Source organism: Mesorhizobium sp. RCAM 05104 (genome assembly GCF_059683645.1).
In genome coordinates, this window is sequence record NZ_CM185033.1 from 1,113,695 (window position 1) to 1,133,356 (window position 19,662).

Annotated in this window: 10 protein-coding genes and 2 pseudogenes; 2 read left to right on the forward strand and 10 right to left on the reverse strand. The window is 63.9% G+C overall.

The window, feature by feature from the left end:
* Positions 1–43 precede the first annotated feature (43 nt).
* Complete coding sequence (locus AC56QP_RS05915) at positions 44–2,350, reverse strand: xanthine dehydrogenase family protein molybdopterin-binding subunit (protein WP_489860537.1); 2,307 nt, start codon at positions 2,348–2,350, stop codon at positions 44–46.
* A 157-nt stretch (positions 2,351–2,507) separates the two neighbouring features.
* Here AC56QP_RS05915 and pepN point away from each other — a divergent pair, with 157 nt between their 5' ends.
* Both pepN and AC56QP_RS05925 read left to right on the forward strand, forming a co-directional pair.
* Positions 2,508–5,153: an aminopeptidase N gene (gene pepN, locus AC56QP_RS05920; protein WP_489860536.1), complete on the forward strand. Its 2,646-nt coding sequence runs from the start codon at positions 2,508–2,510 to the stop codon at positions 5,151–5,153.
* 192 nt (positions 5,154–5,345) lie between these two features.
* Complete coding sequence (locus AC56QP_RS05925) at positions 5,346–7,667, forward strand: PAS domain-containing sensor histidine kinase (protein ID WP_489860535.1); 2,322 nt, start codon at positions 5,346–5,348, stop codon at positions 7,665–7,667.
* Positions 7,668–7,778: 111 nt separating this feature from the next.
* On the opposite strand, the gene AC56QP_RS05930 is transcribed toward AC56QP_RS05925, so the two are convergent.
* The 9 genes and pseudogenes from AC56QP_RS05930 to ccmI form a co-directional block, all read right to left on the reverse strand.
* Positions 7,779–8,258: an EF-hand domain-containing protein gene (locus AC56QP_RS05930; protein ID WP_489860534.1), complete on the reverse strand. Its 480-nt coding sequence runs from the start codon at positions 8,256–8,258 to the stop codon at positions 7,779–7,781.
* A 138-nt stretch (positions 8,259–8,396) separates the two neighbouring features.
* Positions 8,397–11,357 (reverse strand): bifunctional [glutamine synthetase] adenylyltransferase/[glutamine synthetase]-adenylyl-L-tyrosine phosphorylase, encoded by a 2,961-nt coding sequence (locus AC56QP_RS05935; RefSeq protein WP_489860533.1) that lies wholly within the window; start codon positions 11,355–11,357, stop codon positions 8,397–8,399.
* On the reverse strand, positions 11,357–12,835 hold the full coding sequence (locus tag AC56QP_RS05940) for a sensor histidine kinase (protein WP_489860532.1): 1,479 nt from the start codon (positions 12,833–12,835) through the stop codon (positions 11,357–11,359). Before AC56QP_RS05940 ends, AC56QP_RS05935 begins: the two co-directional genes overlap by 1 nt.
* 7 nt (positions 12,836–12,842) lie before the next feature.
* A complete protein-coding gene (locus AC56QP_RS05945) occupies positions 12,843–13,517 on the reverse strand; it encodes a response regulator transcription factor (RefSeq protein ID WP_167365012.1) in 675 nt (224 codons plus the stop codon).
* Positions 13,518–13,852: 335 nt separating this feature from the next.
* A pseudogene (locus AC56QP_RS05950) lies at positions 13,853–15,413 on the reverse strand (Do family serine endopeptidase).
* A 130-nt stretch (positions 15,414–15,543) separates the two neighbouring features.
* Positions 15,544–16,011 carry a cytochrome c-type biogenesis protein gene (locus AC56QP_RS05955; protein ID WP_489860530.1) on the reverse strand — a complete coding sequence of 156 codons (468 nt, stop codon included), beginning with the start codon at positions 16,009–16,011 and terminating at the stop codon, positions 15,544–15,546.
* Positions 16,008–17,999, reverse strand: coding sequence for a heme lyase CcmF/NrfE family subunit (locus AC56QP_RS05960; protein ID WP_489860529.1), 1,992 nt, complete (start codon positions 17,997–17,999; stop codon positions 16,008–16,010). Before AC56QP_RS05960 ends, AC56QP_RS05955 begins: the two co-directional genes overlap by 4 nt.
* A 75-nt stretch (positions 18,000–18,074) precedes the next feature.
* Complete coding sequence (ccmE, locus tag AC56QP_RS05965; RefSeq protein ID WP_489860528.1) at positions 18,075–18,515, reverse strand: cytochrome c maturation protein CcmE; 441 nt, start codon at positions 18,513–18,515, stop codon at positions 18,075–18,077.
* A 5-nt stretch (positions 18,516–18,520) separates the two neighbouring features.
* Positions 18,521–19,659 (reverse strand): annotated as a pseudogene (gene ccmI / locus AC56QP_RS05970) (c-type cytochrome biogenesis protein CcmI).
* Positions 19,660–19,662 lie beyond the last annotated feature (3 nt).

Here is a 19,662-nt window from a genome sequence, read left to right on the forward strand (position 1 = left end):
GCGTGCTCATTAACCCCGACGGTGGGGGTGCCCGGCCCCGCTGTCACGCTCCCGCGGCTTCCCGGATCGTCGCCCAGATGCGCACCGGCGTCGCCGGCATGTCTATGTGCCTGATGCCGTAGGCGCGCCAGAGCGCGTCGGTCACCGCATTGAGCGCGGCCGGCGTTGCCCCGATGGTGCCGGCCTCGCCCGCCCCCTTGATGCCGAGTGCATTGGTGGTCGACGGCACGTTGCGGGTCTCGAAGTGGAAGAACGGGAAATTGTCGGCGCGCGGCATGGCGTAGTCCATGAAGCTCGCCGTCAGCAGTTGCCCGTCCTCGCCATGGACGGTGTCCTCGATCAGCGCCTGGCCGATGCCTTGCACCACGCCGCCATGCACCTGGCCGGCGAGCAGGATCGGATTCACGGTGACGCCAAAATCATCGACGATGGTGTAGCTGACAATCTCGGTCGCGCCGGTTTCGGGATCGATCTCGACCTCGCAGATATGGGTGCCGTTCGGGTAGGTGCACTCGTCCTGCACGAACTCGCCGAACCCCTTCAGATCGTCCGGCGTCTTGGCGGCCTTGGCGATACTTGAAAAATCGATCGTCCGGTCGGTGCCGACGATACGGGCAACGCCGTTCGACAGCTCGATGTCGCCGGCTGAAGCCTCCAGCTCATCGGCGGCGATCCGCTTGATCTTGTTCGCCAAATCCTCGCCGGCACGCGACGCCGAAACACCGCCCAGCGGAATCGAACGCGAGCCGCCGGTGCCGCCGCCGGCCTTCAATTCGTCGGTGTCGCCCTGGCGGACATGGATCTTGTCGATGTCGAGGTTGAGCTTCTCCGACAGGAACTGCGCATAGGCGGTGGCGTGCCCCTGCCCGTTGGTCTGGGTGCCGATCTTCAGCGTCACCGTGCCGTCGCCGTTGAGTTCGACAAAGGCCGGTTCGGAGCCGGGAAAAGCGCAGGCCTCGATATAGGTCGCCATGCCGATGCCGCGGATCTTCCCGCCTGCTTTCGACTGTTCGAGCCGCGCCGGAAATGCCTTCCATCGCGCCTGTTCGATGGCGCGGTTCATGTGCCCTTCGAATTCGCCGGTGTCGTAGAGGCGGCCGGTCTGGGTGCGGTAGGGAAACTGTTCGGGCCGGATGAAATTGCGGCGCCGGATCTCTTCCACAGGCAGGCCCAAATCATGGGCGCAGGCATCGACAAGCTTTTCCAGCAGGAACGCCGCTTCCGGCCGGCCGGCGCCGCGATAGGCATCGACCGGGCAAGTGTTGGTGTAGAGGCCGGTCACCGAGACGTCGAGCGCCTGGATATCATAGACGCCGGTCGACATGGTGACGCCGATATAGGGAATGAACGGACCGTATTGCGAGATATAGGCGCCGATGTTGGCGAGCAGGTCCACCTTCATGCCAAGGAAACGGCCATCCTTGTCCAGCGCCATCTCCGCCTTCACGACATTGTCCCGCCCTTGAGCGTCGGTCAGGAAGTGCTCGGTGCGGTCGCCGGCCCATTTCACCGGCCGGTCAAGCCGCTTTGCCGCCTCAAGCACCAGCGGATACTCACGGTAGACGAAGCTCTTGGGCCCGAAACCACCGCCGACATCCGGCGTGATGACACGTATCTGATCCTTCTTGATCTTGAACAGGCCGGCCAGGATATACTGCATGGAATGCACGCCCTGCGACCCTGTGGTCAGCACGAAACGGTTCTCCCGCACGTTCCACTCGCCGATCGCCGAGCGCGGCTCCATGTAGTTGCAGACCAGCCGGTTGTTGACGAATTCGATGCGGGTGACGTGGGCGGCCTTGGCGAAAGCCGCGTCGGTCTTTTTCTTGTCGCCCATGTGGTAGCTGAAGGCGCGGTTGGAACCGAGTTCCGGCCAGACCAGCGGCGTGCCTTCGGCAAGCGCCGTCGCGGTGCCGGAGGCGGCGTCCTCGGAATCATAGTCGACATCGATCAGCTCGGCGGCATCCTGCGCCAGGGCGCGACTGTCGGCGACGATAAAAGCGACGGCATCGCCAACATAGTTGACGCGGTCGCGGCACAGGATCGGAATGTCGCGGGTCGGCGCCTTGGTGCCATCCGGCTGTGCCTGCATGACGCCGGACTTGAGATCACCGAGATGGGCAAGGTCCTTGCCGGTCAGCACCAGATGCACGCCAGGCGCGGCCTTCGCCGCCTCGGTCGGACCGATGCTGAAGCTTGCCTTGGCAACCGGCGAGCGCAGCACATGGCCGTGCAGGACGCCAGCCGGCTGGATGTCGTCGGTATAGCGCCCCTGCCCCTGGATGAAGGCAGCATCCTCGCGCCGCAGCACGGATGCGCCCATCCCGAATTTCGGCGTGACGACGGTCATGGATGCCTCGCGATGACGACTGGAGAAGGAACGCCTGAAATAGGCGTTGGCTCAGTTTTGTCGAGGGACCGTTTCGTGTAAAGAGCGCGGACTTCAAATTTTTTAGGACCAGCGGCAACAATCCGCCGCCAACGCAATCGACAGGAAAACCCACGGAATGCGCACGGACACCGGCCAGGTCTTCAAGCTCGAAGACTATCGCCCCAACGATTACCTCATTCCGCAAGCGAACCTCACCTTCCGCCTGTCGCCAGAAGCAACGCGCGTCACCGCCGTGCTCACAGTCGAGCGCCGTGACGGCGTATCCGTGTCGGCACCGTTGGTGCTGGACGGCGACGGGCTGACGCTCGAGCGCGTCGAGATCGAGGGCAAGAAAGCGAAGCCGGCGGATCTGCTGGTGAGCCCCGACCAACTGACCATCCTCAAGCCGCCGGCCGCGCGTCGCTTTCAGCTGGTTATCGAGACCGAGCTGGCACCTGACGGCAACGAAGCCCTGATGGGCCTTTATCGCTCCAGCAATGTCTACTGCACGCAATGCGAGGCCGAAGGCTTTCGCCGCATCACCTATTTCCTCGATCGACCCGACATCCTGTCCGTCTACACGGTGCGGATCGAGGCGCTGCGAGACGAGGCGCCGCTGCTCCTGTCCAACGGCAACCCGGTCGACAATGGCGATCTCGGCGATGGCTGGCACTATGCGGTCTGGCACGACCCCTTCCCCAAGCCGTCCTACCTGTTCGCGCTGGTCGCCGGCAATCTCGGCAAGGTCGCCGACAGCTTCGTCACCCTGTCGGGCCGCAAGGTCGAGCTCGGCATCTATGTCGAGCCAGGCAAGGAGAAGCTGGCCGGCTACGCCATGGACGCGCTGAAGCGGTCGATGCGATGGGATGAGGAGGCGTTTGGCCGCGAATACGACCTTGACGTCTTCAACATCGTCGCCGTGTCCGACTTCAACATGGGTGCGATGGAGAACAAGGGCCTCAACATCTTCAACGACAAGTATGTGCTGGCCGACCAGGAGACCGCGACCGATGCCGATTTCGCCAATATCGAGGCGATCATCGCGCATGAATATTTCCACAATTGGACAGGCAACAGAATCACTTGCCGCGACTGGTTCCAGCTTTGCCTGAAGGAAGGGCTGACGGTTTTTCGCGACCACGAATTCTCCGCCGACCAGCGCTCGCGAGCGGTCAAACGCATCGCCGAGGTGCGCACGCTGCGCGCCCACCAGTTTCCCGAGGACCAGGGGCCGCTGGCGCATCCGGTGCGGCCGCGCCGCTATCGCGAGATCAACAATTTCTACACGGCGACGGTCTACGAGAAAGGCTCCGAAGTGGTGCGCATGATCCGCACCATCCTTGGGCCTGACGCCTTTCGCGCCGGTATGGACCTCTATTTCGAGCGGCACGATGGCGAGGCGGCGACGATCGAGGATTTCATCAAGGTGTTCGAGGATGCGTCCGGCCGCGACCTGTCGCAGTTCGCGCTCTGGTATCATCAGGCGGGCACGCCCAACCTGACGGTCAGTTCGACGCACAATCCGGCCGCGCGTGAGTTCACGCTCGAGATCGAGCAGTCGGTGCCGCCGACGCCATCCGAGAGCCGCAAGCGGCTGATGCACATTCCGCTCGCCTTCGGCCTGATCGGTGCCGGCGGCAGGCCGGTCGAGTATAGCAGCGTCGAGGGTGCCAGCGTTGAGGACGGCGTCATCCATGTCCGCAAGCGCCGCCACATGGTGCGTTTCTCGGGCGTGGCCGAACGGCCGGCCGTCTCGCTCAACCGCGGCTTTTCGGCGCCGGTGACGCTTTCCGTCGAGCAGAAGGCCGACGACCAGTTCTTCCTCGCCCGCCATGACAGCGATGCCTTCTCGCGCTGGCAGGCCTTCAACACGCTGCTGACCGATGCGCTGATTGCCGCCTTCCGCCAGATCCTTGGCGGCAAGCAGCCGGTCTTCGCCCAGCGGCTGACCGAACTCGCCGGCAACATCGCCGGCGACGAGACGCTGGAGCCTGCCTACCGGGCGCTGGCGCTGGCGTTGCCAGGTGACGCCGACATCGCCCGCGACATCGGCAAGAATATCGATCCCGACGCCATCCATGCGGCCCGCGAGGCCCTGACGCTCGCGATCGGCAGCGCCAACCGGGACACATTTGCCGGCCTCTACGACCGTCTTGCCGACAAGGCCGCATTCAGCCCTGACGCGGCGAGCGCCGGACGACGCGCTTTGCGCAACATCCTGCTGGACTATCTCTCCTTGCAGCCGGGCGGAGCGGCGCTTGCCATGAGCCACTTCCAATCGGCGACCAACATGACCGACCGCGCCGCCGCACTTACCGTGCTCGCCCATCGCCACCACGGTTCGCCCGAGGCAATCAGGGCACTGGCGGCTTTCGAGACGACATATGGAGCCGACCCGCTGGTCATGGACAAATGGTTCCAGATCCAGGCCAGCGTGCCCGGTCCGCAGGCTGTCGATACAGTGCGCGCCCTGACCGCTCATCAGGCCTTCTCGATGGCCAATCCGAACCGGGTGCGCTCGTTAATCGGCACATTCTCCAGCGCCAACCAGACCGGCTTCCACCGCGCCGACGGCGAGGGCTACAGGTTCTTCTCGCGGACAGTGCTCGAGGTCGAAAAGCGCAACCCGCAAGTGGCGGCAAGGCTGGCGACGGCGCTCAGATCGTGGCGTTCGCTCGAACCTGGCCGGCAGGCCAAGGCCAGGGAAGCGCTGCTTTCGATCGCCGGCACCGAAAACCTGTCGGCGGATTTAAGAGACATTGTCGAGCGCACGCTGGCGTAATCGCCCTTCCCTTCCCCTTTCCGGGGAAGGCAGAGCCGCGAAGCCGGCGAAAGTCCATTATTTTAGTCGATTTTTAATCTTTTTTCGCCGGACCACTGGACAAGGCGAATCACCTTTGATTCTTTACTGACGATTCGGATGTGCGGCGTTTGCCGGATCACCAAGCATAGGCAAATTCGGGGAGTGCCATTTATGGCGAAGGCGGACGCGTGGGGCGCGCCCGGAGGGAAGGCTTTTGCCCGCCGCGAGGCGCGAAGCGACGGCCTTGCCGGGAATACGCGGCTCATCGCCGAACCGGCCTACCGGCGGCTGCTGGCCGCGGAGCCGCTATTGCGCCGATCGATACCGGCTCTCATCATTACATTTCTGATCGTCATCGCGGCGCTGCGGGTGCTATCGCTGATGAACGAGCGCGACGATGTCGAGCGCGATGCCAAGGCAATCCTCACGCTGGCAGCGGGCCAACTGGCGAGTTCACTCGCCACCACTTCGGACACGGTGCCAGGCGCCATCCAGGATCTTCTGGAAACCACCAGCCGTCAGGGTGCGATGGGCCGCAGCCATGTGCTTGTCATCACCGACAGCGCTTTCAAGATCGTCGCGGTGACTCCGCGTTCGATGCCATGGCAAGGCCATTCGCTCGACGGTCTCGTCCAGGGCGGCCAGCCATTGTTCATGTTCGGCGACCGCGCCGGCGTGATGGAGGTCAACATCGGCGGACAGGACTGGTATGCGGCGGTCAGCCTGGCCAATGGGCGAAAAGGCGCGGCGGCGGCCCTGGTTCCGCAGGATGCGGTTTTCGATGCGTGGCGCAAGACCGTCTCGCTGAACGTCACCCTGTTCGTGCTGACGGCCGGCGTGCTGATCATCATCCTCTACGCCTATTTCGGCCAGGCGGCGCGCGCGCAGGCGGCCGATCGTATCTATCTCGAAGCGCATCAGCGCATCGACATGGCGCTGGTTCGCGGCCGCTGCGGCCTGTGGGACTGGGACATGGTGCGCGGCAAGATGTACTGGTCGCGCTCGATGTACGACATGCTCGGCTACGAGCCTTGCGATACGATGCTGTCCTTCGGCGAGGTCGACGAGATCATTCACCCCGAGGATGGCGACCTGTTCCTGTTGGCCAACAGGATCGTCTCCCGCGAGATCGACCATATCGACCAGGTGTTCCGGATGCGGCATGCCGACGGTCAATGGGTATGGATGCGCGCCAGGGCGCAAGTCATCGATCCGGAAGCGCCGGAGATCCAGCTGATCGGCATCGCCGTCGACGTCACCGAGCAGCGCCATCTGGCGCTGCGTTCCGAGGCGGCTGATCTTCGCCTCAGGACGGCGATCGAGAACATCAACGAATCCTTCGTGCTGTGGGATTCGGCCCAGCGCCTGATCATGTGCAATTCCAAATACCAGCAGGACAACGGGCTTTCGGACCGCGATGTGATGCCAGGCGTTGCGCGCGCCGCACTAGAAGAACGCATGCTGGCCTTCGCTTCCGAACGGCGGCTTGCCAACACCAACGGACTGCAAGGTGGCGCTACCTTCGAGCGGCAGCTGGCTGACGGCCGCTGGCTGCAGGTCAACGAACTGCGGACCCGGGACGGCGGTATCGTTTCGGTGGGCTCGGATATCACTCAGATAAAGCTGCATCAGGAGAAACTCGTCGACAGCGAACGTCGGCTGATGGCGACGATCCATGATCTGAGCCTCGCTCGCCGGGCCGAAGAGGAGCGGTCGCGCGAACTGGTCGACCTCAACCGCAAATACATGAAGGAAACCGAACGCGCCGAAGCGGCGAACCGGGCCAAATCCGAGTTCCTGGCCAACATGTCGCATGAATTGCGCACGCCGCTGAACGCCATCATCGGCTTCTCCGAACTGATGGAACAGGGCCTGTTCGGTCCGCTGGGGTCGGAGCGCTACGAGGAATATGCCACCGACATCAACAGCAGCGGCAAATATCTGCTGGGCGTCATCAACGACATTCTCGACATGTCCAAGATCGAGGCCGGCCAGTTCTCGCTGGATCGGGAAGAAATCGATCTCGGTCCGCTGATCAGCGAAACGGTTCGTGTCGTCTCGCTGCAAGCGGCGCAAAAGGCGATCACCGTTGAAACACGCATCGCCGACGCGCTGACGCTGATCGCCGATCGCCGTGCGATCAAGCAGATCGTCATCAACCTCTTGTCCAACGCGGTGAAATTCACCGGTCAGGGCGGGCACATATCGGTCAGGGCTCGCAACACATCCGGCGCACTGGTGCTGACCATCGAGGACAATGGCTGCGGCATCCCGAAGGAAGCGCTCGGCAAGCTCGGACGGCCCTTTGAACAGGTGCAGAACCAGTTTTCCAAGAACCATGCCGGTTCCGGCCTTGGCCTTGCCATCTCGCGCTCGCTGGCCGAGTTGCAAGGCGGCGCGCTGAAGATCCGCTCGACCGAAGGCGCCGGCACGATCGTGTCGGTGCGCATTCCAGTCAAGAAAGCGACGCTCGCGATTAAGGCCGCGGCCTGACGGGTTGCGCCGGTTCGTCGGGGAACGTGTCTCCGGCGGCGCCTGCCGCCGGAATTCCGCGTTTCAGATGTCGGAGCCTCCGGTCAGGCCCTCAGGACGCGGCTTGCTTCCCTACTGCATGTCACCGTCATTGCCGTCGCCATCCGATTTGCGGTGGCGGCCAAAGCGGTCGCCTTTCGGCAGCTCACTCTTTTCGATCTTGCCGTCATTGTTCCTGTCGAGCATGGCAAAGACCTTTTTCTGGCGACTGGTGATGTCGTCGGTGGTCAGCGTGCCGTCGCCCTTGCTGTCGTAACGGGCGATGATGCGCTTGGCCATCCGCTCGAAACGCGCCTTCTCCAGCGCGTCTGCGAGCTGGGCGACGGTCAGCTTGCCGCCATTGTCGGCAACGAGCTTCTTCAGCCGCGCGTCCATGGCGTCGGAAAACTGGTCGAACGTGATGGTGCCGTCCGAATCGCTCATCGCCTTGTTGAGGCGCATCATCATGCCTTCGCGCATTTTTGCGCTGGCGTTGTTTTCGGCATAGGCCGTGGTGCCGACGGCGCCGGCCAAGGCTACGAAGGCAAGGGCAAGTTTGGTCGTCTTTCTCATGGTCTTCTCCTGTTGCATCGTCACCCCCGACGCTGGAGTGGCGGATCTATTGCCGCTCTATCTCCTTGTTTGAGCATCGGACTTTCCCAAAACCGGTTCCCACCGTTGGGTCCGATGCTCTGGCCGGACAACCGTTCGTCACGGTCGTCCGGCACGAAGCAGAAGGTTGAAATCCTTCCTGACCTTCCGCGACGTTTCCTTGAGATGTGCTTCCAGCACACCGAAATCCGGCAGGTCGGCGACCGCCAGAAGCAGATCCGAAAGCCCCGGCGGAACGTCGTCGCGCTCGAAGGCTCCGGTGAGGCACAGCCGGGTCATCTGGGTCAGCCCCAGATAGAGCGCATAGGCATCGGCAAGTTCCTGCCTGACCCCGGCCTCGGCAAAGCCGGGCGCCAGACGGGACAGGATCTCGGCCGTGCCGGTGACGCGCGGCCCGGCTTCGACCTGCGCGGTGATCACCGCCACCTGGGCGATGAATTCGAGATCGATCAGACCGCCGGGTACGAGCTTGATGTCCCAGAGGTCGCGCGGCGGCTTTTCGGCCTCGATCATGGCGCGCATATCCGCGGCCTCGGACATCACCTTTGCAGCGTCGCGCGGTTGGCCAAGCACCGCGGCAACTTCCGCTTCAACCTCGCCGCACAGGCTGGCGTCGCCGGCAATAGCGCGCGCCCGCGACAGCGCCATGTGCTCCCACGTCCAGGCCTCCTGGCGCTGGTACTTCTTGAAGGCGTCGATGTGGGTGGCCACCGGACCCTTGTTGCCCGATGGCCGCAGCCGCAGGTCGAGTTCGTAGAGCACCCCTTCCGCGGTCGGCGCGGACACCGCCGATATCAGCCGCTGCGTCATGCGGGTGTAGTAGTGCGAGGGCGCCAGTGGCTTGTCGCCGTCGGAGTCCTCGGCGTCTGGCTCGTGGTCGTAGAGCAGGATCAGGTCGACATCCGACCCGGCGGTCAGCTCGCGGCTGCCAAGCTTGCCCATGCCGAGCAGCGAAACCACGCCGCCGGCAATCGTGCCATGGCGTACCGCGAATTCGGCCGTCACCGCCTGCAGCGCCGCCCCGATGGTGAGATCGGCCAGGTCGGAAAAGGCGCGGCCGGCCCGGGCCGGATCGATCGAGCCGGCGAGCAGCCTGACGCCGATCAGGAATTTCTGCTCGGAGGCAAATATGCGCAGACGGTCGAGCACATCCTCATAGGCCCTGTCGCCTTCGAGGAAGGCGGAAAGCCGGCCCGACAGATAGGCGCGATCCGGCAATTCTGTCAGCAGGGCGGGGTCGAGCAGGCCATCGAAGACATGCGGCCGGCGCGTGATAATCGCCGCCAGCCGGGGTGCGGCACCCATGATCGTCGCCAAAAGCTTCAACAGGGCCGGATTGGACTGCAGCAGCGAAAAGAGCTGGATGCCGGCGGGCAGGCCGGCAAGGAACTCGTCGAAGCGGAGCAGGGCTTCGTCCGCCCGGCGCGTCTGACCGAAAGAGCGCAGCAGCGCCGGCGTCAACTCAGTCAGTCGCTCGCGTGCCTCCGCCGACTGAGTGACGCGATAGCGGCCGAAATGCCAGCCGCGGATGACGCGGCAGATGTCGCTCGTCCGCTGGAAGCCGAGGCCGTGCAGGGTCTGCAACGTATCGGGATCGTCGACATCGCCGGTGAAGACCAGATTGCCGATGCCCGTCGAAAGCTCGGGCGCGGTTTCAAACAGCGCGGCGTAGTGGCGTTCGACCTGTTGCAGCGAGGCGCGGAACGCCAGGGAAAAGGCGGCCGCATCGGCGAAACCAAGCATGCGGGCGATGCGCTCCAGCCCCTCATCGTCGTCCGGCAGCGTGTGCGTCTGCTCGTCGGCAACCATCTGCACGGCGTGTTCAACACGGCGCAGGAACCAGTACTGACGGGCGAGCGCGTCGCGCGCGTCGGCGGTGATCCAGCCGCGCGCCGCAAGCTGGCCGAGCATCGGCACTGTTTCGCGACCGCGCAGTTCCGGAAAGCGGCCGCCGGCGATGAGCTGCTGTGTCTGGACGAAGAACTCGATCTCGCGAATGCCGCCGCGCCCGAGCTTGACATTATGCCCCTTCACGGCGATCTCGCCATGGCCCTTGTGGGCGTGGATCTGGCGCTTGATCGAGTGGACGTCGGCAATCGCCGCGTAATCCATGTATTTGCGCCAGATATAGGGCTGAAGCTCCTTGAGAAAGGCCGCACCGGCGTCCAGATCGCCGGCCACCGGGCGCGCCTTGATCATCGCGGCGCGCTCCCAGTTCTGGCCGCGCGCCTCGTAGTAGCGCAGCGCCGCTTCAACAGGGATCGCCAGCGGTGTCGAACCGGGATCGGGGCGCAACCTGAGATCGGTTCGGAAGACATAGCCGTGCTCGGTGCGGTCCTGCAGTATGCGCACCAGCCGGCGTGTCAGGCGCGAAAACAGCTCGGTGGCGTCAAGAGGATCGACGATGGCCGGCGCCTCCGGATCGAAGAAAACCACAAGATCGATGTCGGAAGAGAAATTCAGCTCATGCGCGCCAAGCTTGCCCATGCCGAGCAGGATCCAGCCCGATTGCCGCGATGGATTATCGAGATCCGGCAGTTTGAGCTTGCCCTGGCCATGCGCGTCGCGCAGCAGGAAGTCGACGGCGGCACGCGCGCAGGCATCGGCCAGGTCACTCAACCGCCGTACCGTCAGCGCCGTTTCGGCCTCGCCGGCAAGATCGGCCAGCGCGATCAGGAAATGCGCCTCGGCCTTCCACTGACGCAGTTCCATCATCAGGCCGGATTCCGAGACTGCCTCGGCCAAATGCGCGCGATCGATCGCGGCCCCGATCGCCTTCAGCCGAGCCTCGACCGTCTGGTCGAAAAGCCCGTCCAGGATCCGCGGCCGGCGACGCGCCGTATCACGCAGGAACGGCGACAAATCGAAGACAGCTGCCAGGAAGTCCTGGCCCTCCCCCTTGCCGGCCAGGAATTTGGCCAGCCGCGCCAGCCCTTCTTCGCGTGCCGCGCAAGCGATCTCGGCCAGTTCCTGCCGCGCATGGCTTTCGTCCAGGGGAGAAAGCCTTGCCGCCGGCTTCAACAGCCACTCCGCCTCCGCCCGCTTCGCAACCGCGCTCATCAATGATCCTCCCGTGCGGGAAAACTCATGACCACGGATAATCCGGGATTGCCAGGCAAGAGATCAAGCCGGCCATTGTGAAATGTCATCACGGCCTTGGCGAGACTGAGACCGAGACCCGAGCCAGGCTGCGAACGGCTCTTCTCCAGCCGCACGAAACGTTCGGTCACCCGTGCGCGGTCGGCATCGTCCGGGATGCCCTGGCCATTGTCGGTGACGGAAAGCCTGATTTCGCCGCCGGCGCGACCGAGCGCCACGCGAACGGCCGGTTTGGAGGTGGAATCGGTCGAGTATTTGATGGCATTGTCGACGATGTTGGACAGCGCCTGGCCAATCAGCTCGCGATTGCCGTTGACTATGAAGGCGCCGTCCGTCGTGGCTTCGAGCGAAACGTCAGCCTCTTCCGCCACGGGCTCGTAGAGCTCCACGACATCGCGCACCGCCGCCGCCAGATCGACGCGGTTGGTGTTCTCGGAAGAGTAGCCCGCCTCCAGCCGGGAGATCATCAGGATGGCATTGAAGGTCTTTATCAGCTGGTCGGACTCGGCAATCGTGCTTTCCAGCGCCTGGCGGTAGTCGGTGGACTTGTGCTTGCCGGAAAGCGTCGCTTCGGCGCGGTTGCGCAGCCGCGTCAACGGCGTCTTCAAATCATGCGCGATGTTGTCTGAAACCTGCTTCAAGCCTTCATTGAGCGTGGCGATCCTGGCCAGCATGGAATTGAGGTTCTCGGAGAGACGGTCGAACTCATCACCGGCCCCGGTAACCGGCAGCCGGCCCGACAGGTCGCCGCCCATGATGCGGCGGCTTGCTTCCGACACACTATCGATGCGCTTCAGCGCAGCGCGGCCGACAAAGAACCAGATCAGCAGTCCGCCAACCGCCATCATGCCGAGCGCCAACGTCAAGGCGCGGCGAATGACGGCGCGTAGCCGCTCCGGCTCGCCAAGGTCGCGGCCCACCAGCATGATCATCTGGTTCGGCAGGCGAAGCACCAAGGCAATGGCGTTGTGACCCTTTTCGCCTTGTACCTGCGTATCGTTCTGATCGGGTTGCGTGGTGGTGCCCTGTTCAGCAGGCAGATTGCGCAGACGCTCAAGCTCTCCCTCGCCAAAGCGCTGATAGGAGAACGGGCTGCTGGTCCAGCCTTCGTTTTCCAGAACGCCCGGCTCCAGGCTCTGCACGTTGCCGGTCAGGATCTGGCCGTTGGCGTCAGCGATCAGATAGAGGTTGGCGCCAGGCTGGCGGGAACGCTGTTCGACCACGCGCACCAGGATCGGCAATCCGCCGCGCTGATAGGCGCGAGCGAGGCCGAGCACCTCGTCGTTGATGGTCTCCTGCGTCTGCGCGGTCAGCATGCGCGCCGACAGCGATGTCATGTAGAACACAAGCAGAACTGCGCAGAGCGCGAAGAGCAGAAGATAGAGCGCCGAAAGCCGCGCTGCCGTCGTCTTCATGATGGCTGGCACGGAAAGAGCCATGCTGCTGCTAGCCGCTTTTCAGCATATAGCCGGCGCCGCGAACTGTATGCAGGATCGGCTTGTCGAAACCCTTCTCGATCTTGCCGCGCAGCCGCGAGACATGGACGTCGATGACGTTGGTCTGCGGATCGAAATGATAGTCCCAGACATTCTCGAGCAGCATGGTGCGCGTCACCACCTGGCCGGCATGGCGCATCAGATATTCGAGCAGGCGGAATTCGCGCGGCTGCAACGTGATCTCGCGTGCCGCGCGGCGGACCGAATGCGACAGCCTGTCGAGTTCGAGATCGCCGACACGGTAGACGGTTTCGGCTTCCTTGGCGCTGGCACGGCGGTTCAGGACCTCGACGCGGGCCAGAAGCTCGGAGAAAGCGTAGGGCTTGGTCAGATAATCGTCGCCGCCGGCGCGCAGGCCGGTGACCCGGTCATCGACCTCGCCGAGCGCCGACAGGATCAGCACCGGCGTCGTGTTGCCCCTGGACCTCAGACCGGTGATGACCGACAGGCCGTCGCGACGCGGCATCATGCGGTCGATGACCATCACGTCGTAATCGCCGGCATCGGCGAGCGCGAAGCCGGTTTCGCCGTCACCGGCGACATGAGCGGTGTGACCGGCCTCGGTGAAGGCTTTCTGCAAGTAATCCGCGGCCTCGCGATCGTCTTCTATGACGAGAATCTTCATCGGGCTGTTATACGCGATTTCGCTGGAAGGTTGAGTAGCAGGCATCTGCATTGTGGCCTTTGCCAAAGCGCATCGCGATCAAGATGATTGGAAGCCGCGCGCGATAAAAATCCTCGTTCCCGATGTCGTTTCGCCAAGATTGCTGAAACGCGTTTTTGGAAATGTGCGGCAGCGGGCGATGGGAGGCCCGCTGCCGCCGGAGGGGAGCACGATGACTGACTAACGTGCTCGGCTCCATGCTCTCCCGTGCGGCGGCTCGGGGGTGTTTGAAACGGCCGCACTGGAAAAGTCGAACCTGCCGCCTCCGAAACCGGACTCCGGTTCCGGAGCCAGCGTCAGCCCTTGGCGACGGGCAGCGCGACGAAACGGTTGTTGTCGTCGCGGGTGATCTGCATCAGCACTGCCTTGCGGCCGGATTTGACCGCTTCGGTCATGGCCTTGGCGACGTCGTCGGTGCCGTTCACTTCGGTCGAGTTGACGGCGGTGATGATGTCGCCCGGCTGGATGCCGCGATCGGCGGCATCGCTGTCCGGATCGACGTCGGTCACCACAAGACCCTTGCCGTTTTCGGACTTGGTGACGGTCAAACCGAGATCGGCCAGGGTGTCGGGTTTTGCCGGAGCGGCGGGCTGCTGCGGCTGGTCGGCCGAAGCCTGCTTGTCACTCGTGGGCAATGTGCCGAGGTCGACCTTGACCGTCTGGCTCTTGCCGTCACGCCAGACCGTGACATCGACTGATTTGCCCGGCGAGTAAGCACCGATAAGCCGGGCAAGTTCCTTCGGCGAAGCGACGTCCTTGCCGTCGACCTGGGTGATCACGTCACCGGCCGATATGCCCGCCTTCTTGCCGGGGCCGTTGTCCTGGGCGCTGGACACCAGGGCTCCCTTGTCCGACTTCAGGCCAAGCGAGATCGGCGATGTCCGCCGTGACCGGCTGGATTTCCACGCCAAGCCAGCCGCGCTGTACGCTGCCGCTCTTCATCAGGTCCTGCACCACCTGCTTGGCGGTCGAAGCCGGAATGTCGAAGGCGATGCCGACGCTGCCGCCGGAAGGCGAGAAGATCGCGGTGTTGATGCCGACGACCTGACCGTTGAGGTTGAAAGTCGGGCCGCCCGAATTGCCGCGGTTGACCGAGGCGTCGATCTGGAGGAAGTCGTCATAAGGGCCAGCGCCGATGTCGCGGCCGCGGGCCGAGACGATGCCCGCGGTGACGGTGCCGCCGAGGCCGAACGGATTGCCGACGGCCACCACCCAGTCGCCGACGCGAACCTTGGAATCGTCGGCGAAGTCGACATAGGTGAACTTGCCGACACCGTCGACCTTGAGCACGGCGAGGTCGGTGCGCGGGTCGGTGCCTATCAGCTTGGCGTCGAGTTCCTTGCCATCATTCATCACCACGGTGAAGGCCGAGCCTTCCTCGACGACGTGGTTGTTGGTGACGAGATAGCCGTCATCGGAGATGAAGAAGCCGGAACCCTGCGCAACCGGCCGCGGCTGGCCGTTGTTGTGGTCGCGGCGTCCAAACCGGCGGTGACCGTCCTCATTCTGACCGCCCTGGTCGCCAAAGCCGCGGAATTCCTTGAAGAAGCGGCGCAACTGCGGATTGTCGGGCATGTCGTTCATGCCATTCGGATCGTCGGACTGGTCGGAGCCATCGTCCGCCGCCGGGCTGATCTTGGCCTTCACCTTGACGCTGACCACGGCGGGCGAAACGCGCTCGACGACATCGGCGAAGCCCGGCACCTGCGGTGCCTCGACGCGCACGGCATCGGCCAAGACAGGCCCGGTTCCGGTCGTCAGCACGCCGACGCCGATCGCACCGGCAACGGCGATGGACGCGACGGCAGCCATGAGACGCTTGCGGGTGACGGAATATGAATTGGGGGCAATATTCATGGGTCTCGTATCCTCTTCAAATGGACGCGCTTGATCGGCATCCTCGGGAAAGGAGACTTAGAGAGGCGCACATTACAGCGCCATTTCCGACACATGAAACTTTGGTAATGTTCGCGGGTCACCGCAGCCGTCAGTCGCGGCGCAATATGGCGTCCAACGATGCCTGTTCTTCGGCCGACAGGGATTTTGTTGCCAGTGTGCGGCGCGACCGCGCCGTCAGTACGATGAAAAAGCCTCCCACCAGCAGCAGGATGACCGGCGTACCCCACAGCAAGGCATTGCGCGGCTCGAAGCGCGGCTTCAACAGCACGAATTCGCCGTAACGCGACACCACGTAATCCATCACTTGCTGATCGGTATCGCCGGCGACGAGGCGCTGGCGCACTAGGATGCGTAGATCGCGAGCAAGATCGGCGTCGGATTCGTCGATCGACTGGTTCTGGCAAACCATGCAGCGCAGGCCTTCCGAGAGCACTCGCGCCCTCGCCTCGAGCGCCGGATCGGCCAGCATTTCGTCGGGCTTCACCGCCATTGCCGTGCCGGCAAAGAACAGCGCCAGCAGCAGCACAATCGAGGTCAGCGAAAGTCTCGCGTTCATGGCAGACCCGCGGAAGTCACGGCGCTCGCCTGCCTGCGGCGGCGCGATGGGGCGCCGACGCGCAGGCGCCTGTCCATCAGCGACATGGCCGCGCCAGCCATCATCACCAGGCCACCGCCCCAGATCAATGTCACCAGCGGTTTCCACCACAGGCGCACCACGACCGAGCCATCCTTGCCCTCGTCGCCGAGCGAAAGGTAGAGCTGACTGAACCAGAGCGTCTTGATGCCGGACTCGGTCGTCGTCATCTGCCGCACCGGATAGAAACGCTTGGCGGAACTCATTTCGCCGATAGCGCTGCCGCTGACGCCGATAAGCTCGAAGCGACCACGGTCCTCGCTGTAGTTCGGCCCCTGGGCAGGATAAAGCCCGACGAAACGCAGCGTGTGGCCGGACAATTCCACCGTCTCGCCGGCATGCATCGACAATATCTTTTCGGTGCCGAAGCAAAGCGTACCGACGATGCCGAGCGTGGTCAGGCCAAGACCGAGATGAGCCAAGGCAGTGCCGAAGACCGAGCGCGGCAAGCCAAGCAAGCGCCTGACCATGATCCCCGTTGCAACATTGCCAAAGCCGGACTTGACGGCAAGGTCGGTGAGCGCGCCGAGGATCAGCCAGACGGCAAGGCCGACGCCAAGCGCCGCGAACACCGAGGCGCCGTCGATGAACAGAGCGGTGACCAGCGTTACCAGAAGGGCCGCGGCAAAGGCCACCATCAGGCGCTGCGCGGCGGCGAAGACGTCGCCCCGCTTCCAGGCTAGCAGCGGACCGAACGGAACCATCACCAGCAGCGGCACCATCAACGGCCCGAAGGTCAGGTTGAAAAACGGCGCACCGACGGAGATCTTGTCGGCCGAAAAGGCCTCGACGGCCAGCGGATAAAGCGTGCCGACGAGCACGGTCGCGGTGGCCGTGGTCAGAAACAAATTGTTGAGGACAAGCGCGCCTTCGCGCGAAATCGGATGGAACAGGCCGCCGGCCGTCAATCGGGAGGCGCGCAGCGCGAACAACGCCAGCGAGCCGCCAATGAACAGCGTAAGAATGCACAGGATGAAGATGCCGCGCGTCGGATCGGTGGCAAAGGCGTGCACTGAGGTCAACACGCCCGAGCGCACCAGGAAGGTGCCGAGCAGCGACAGTGAAAAGGTGAGGATGGCGAGCAGCAGCGTCCAGATCTTCAGCGCCGAGCGCTTTTCCATGACGATGGCCGAATGGAGCAGCGCCGTGCCCGCCAGCCACGGCATGAAGGAGGCATTCTCGACCGGATCCCAGAACCAGAAACCGCCCCAGCCGAGTTCGTAGTAGGCCCAGTACGATCCCATGGCGATGCCGCCGGTCAGGAACATCCAGGCGACCAGCGTCCACGGCCGCACCCAGCGTGCCCAGGACGCGTCGATGCGCCCCTCGATGAGAGCGGCTACCGAGAAGGAAAAGCAGATCGAGAAGCCGACATAGCCGAGATAGAGCAGCGGCGGGTGAACGGCGAGCCCGAGATCCTGCAGGATGGGGTTGAGATCGCGGCCTTCGATCGGCGCCGGATTGAGCCGCACGAACGGATTGGACGTTGCCAGGATGAACAGGAAGAAGGCAGCGCCGATCGCCCCTTGCACGGCAAGCACATTGGCGCGCAACGTCGCCGGCAGGTTGGACCCGAACGCAGCGACGAGAGCGCCGAAGAAGGTCAGGATCAGCACCCACAGCAGCATCGAGCCTTCGTGGTTGCCCCAGGTTCCGGTGATCTTGTAGATCAGCGGCTGCAGCGAATGCGAGTTTTCCCACACACTCGCCACCGAGAAGTCCGAACTTGCATAGGCGCTCGCCAGCGCCACGAAGGACAGCGCCGTCAGGGCAAAGCCGGTCACCGCGACCGGACCACCGACAGCCATCAGGCGCTGGTTGTTCAAGCGCGCGCCAAACAGCGGCACGATCGTCTGCACCAACGAGAGCGCAAACGCCAGAACCAGGGCGAAATGTCCGGTTTCAACCATCATGGCGTCCAGATTTTTGTTTTGCTGCGGATTCTTGCCGCAGAACCGTGGGGCAATTTTGCCGAACCTGCCTATTCACTTTTTGCTTTCCTCCCACACACCCTTGGCCTTGAGCTTGTCGGCCACGTCCTTGGGCATATAGTTCTCGTCATGCTTGGCCAGCACGCTGTCGGCGACGAAGACACCGTCCGCGTCAAACGAGCCTTCGGTGATCACCCCCTGCCCTTCCCGGAAAAGGTCGGGAAGGATGCCGGTGTAGCTGACCTTGACGTCCTTCTGGTTGTCGGTCACCGAAAAAGCCACCGTGGCGCCCTGGCCGCGCTCGACGGTACCCTTTTCGACGAGGCCGCCCAGCCTGATGCGCTGGCCGGGCTGCAGGCTGGCGGTGGTCAGGTCGGCGGGCATGTAGAAATAGGAGGCCTTCTGGCCGAGCGCGTAGAATGTCAGTCCGGTGGCGGCGCCCAGAAAAGCCAGTCCGCCCGCGATCACCGACAGTCGTTTCTGCTTACGCGTCATTCTGGTTACTCCGTTGCCGTCAGGCCAAGCGAGGCGGCAAAGGCGGTTAATTTCTTCGCTTCGTCACTGTCGGCCCCAAAGACGGCGATGGCGCGACCCAGCGCGTCACGCGCCTGATCGGCCTTGCCCAACACGACATAGGAACGAACGAGCCGCGTCCATCCTTCCGCGTCGCGCGGGTTTTGCCGCAATTTGTCGTCGAGGCCGGCGACCATCGTGTTGATCATGGCTTCCCTGTCGGCGGGAGACATGGCGGAAGCGGCGTCGATATCGCCGGCACCGGGACCGTTCGCGGTGCTCCCGGAAGCGATCTCGGGGCTGCCGGATTTCGCCAGCGCCTGCTCGACCGCGCTGCGCCATGGCGAATCCGGCGGCAGTTTCCCCAGCATGGCCTGCCAGGCCGTGACGGCCTCCTGGCCGCGCCCTTCCTGCGCCAGCGCCACGGCCAGGTAGAAGCTGGCTTTCGCATTGGCCGGATCGAGCTTCAGCGCTGCTTCGAAGGCATCCTGGGCATCGGCCGAGACGATGCCGCCCGCCGCGCTGGCGATCGCCTCGCCAAGACCAGCCTGGCGATCGGCACTGTCACCATCGAGGCGAATGGCGTTGCGATAAGCCGCTGCCGCATCGGAAAAGCGCTGCATGCGCAGATAGACCGGCGCCAGCACGTCCCATCCCCTGCCATCGGAAGGATTGGCGGCGAGATGGGCTTCCGCCCGCGCCACCAGTTCGTCGACCGAACTGTCGGCCGGATCTTGGCCAACCGCTCGCTGAGCGGTTGCGACGGCAGATCAGGCGAGCCGAGCTGGCTGTAGAGGCCCCAGCTGACAATCGGTACCACCAACACGGCCGCGGTTGCCACCAGCCTTGCCGCGACCGATGCTCGCCTGGCGGATGCCTCGCCGGCCACTTCCGCATTGTCGAGGCGAAGGATGCGACGGGCGATCTCCGCGCGCGCCTCGGTCGCCTCCGCCGGCTGGATCAAGCCGCGCGCGGCGTCGCGGTCGAGCTCGGACAACTGATCGCGATAGACTTCCAGATCGTGATCGCCGCTCGACGACGCGCCCTTCGAGCCGCCAGCCAGCGGCAGCAGTACCGCCAGGCTTGCGCCCAGCGTGAGAATTGCGGCTATGACCCAGAACAGCATGGT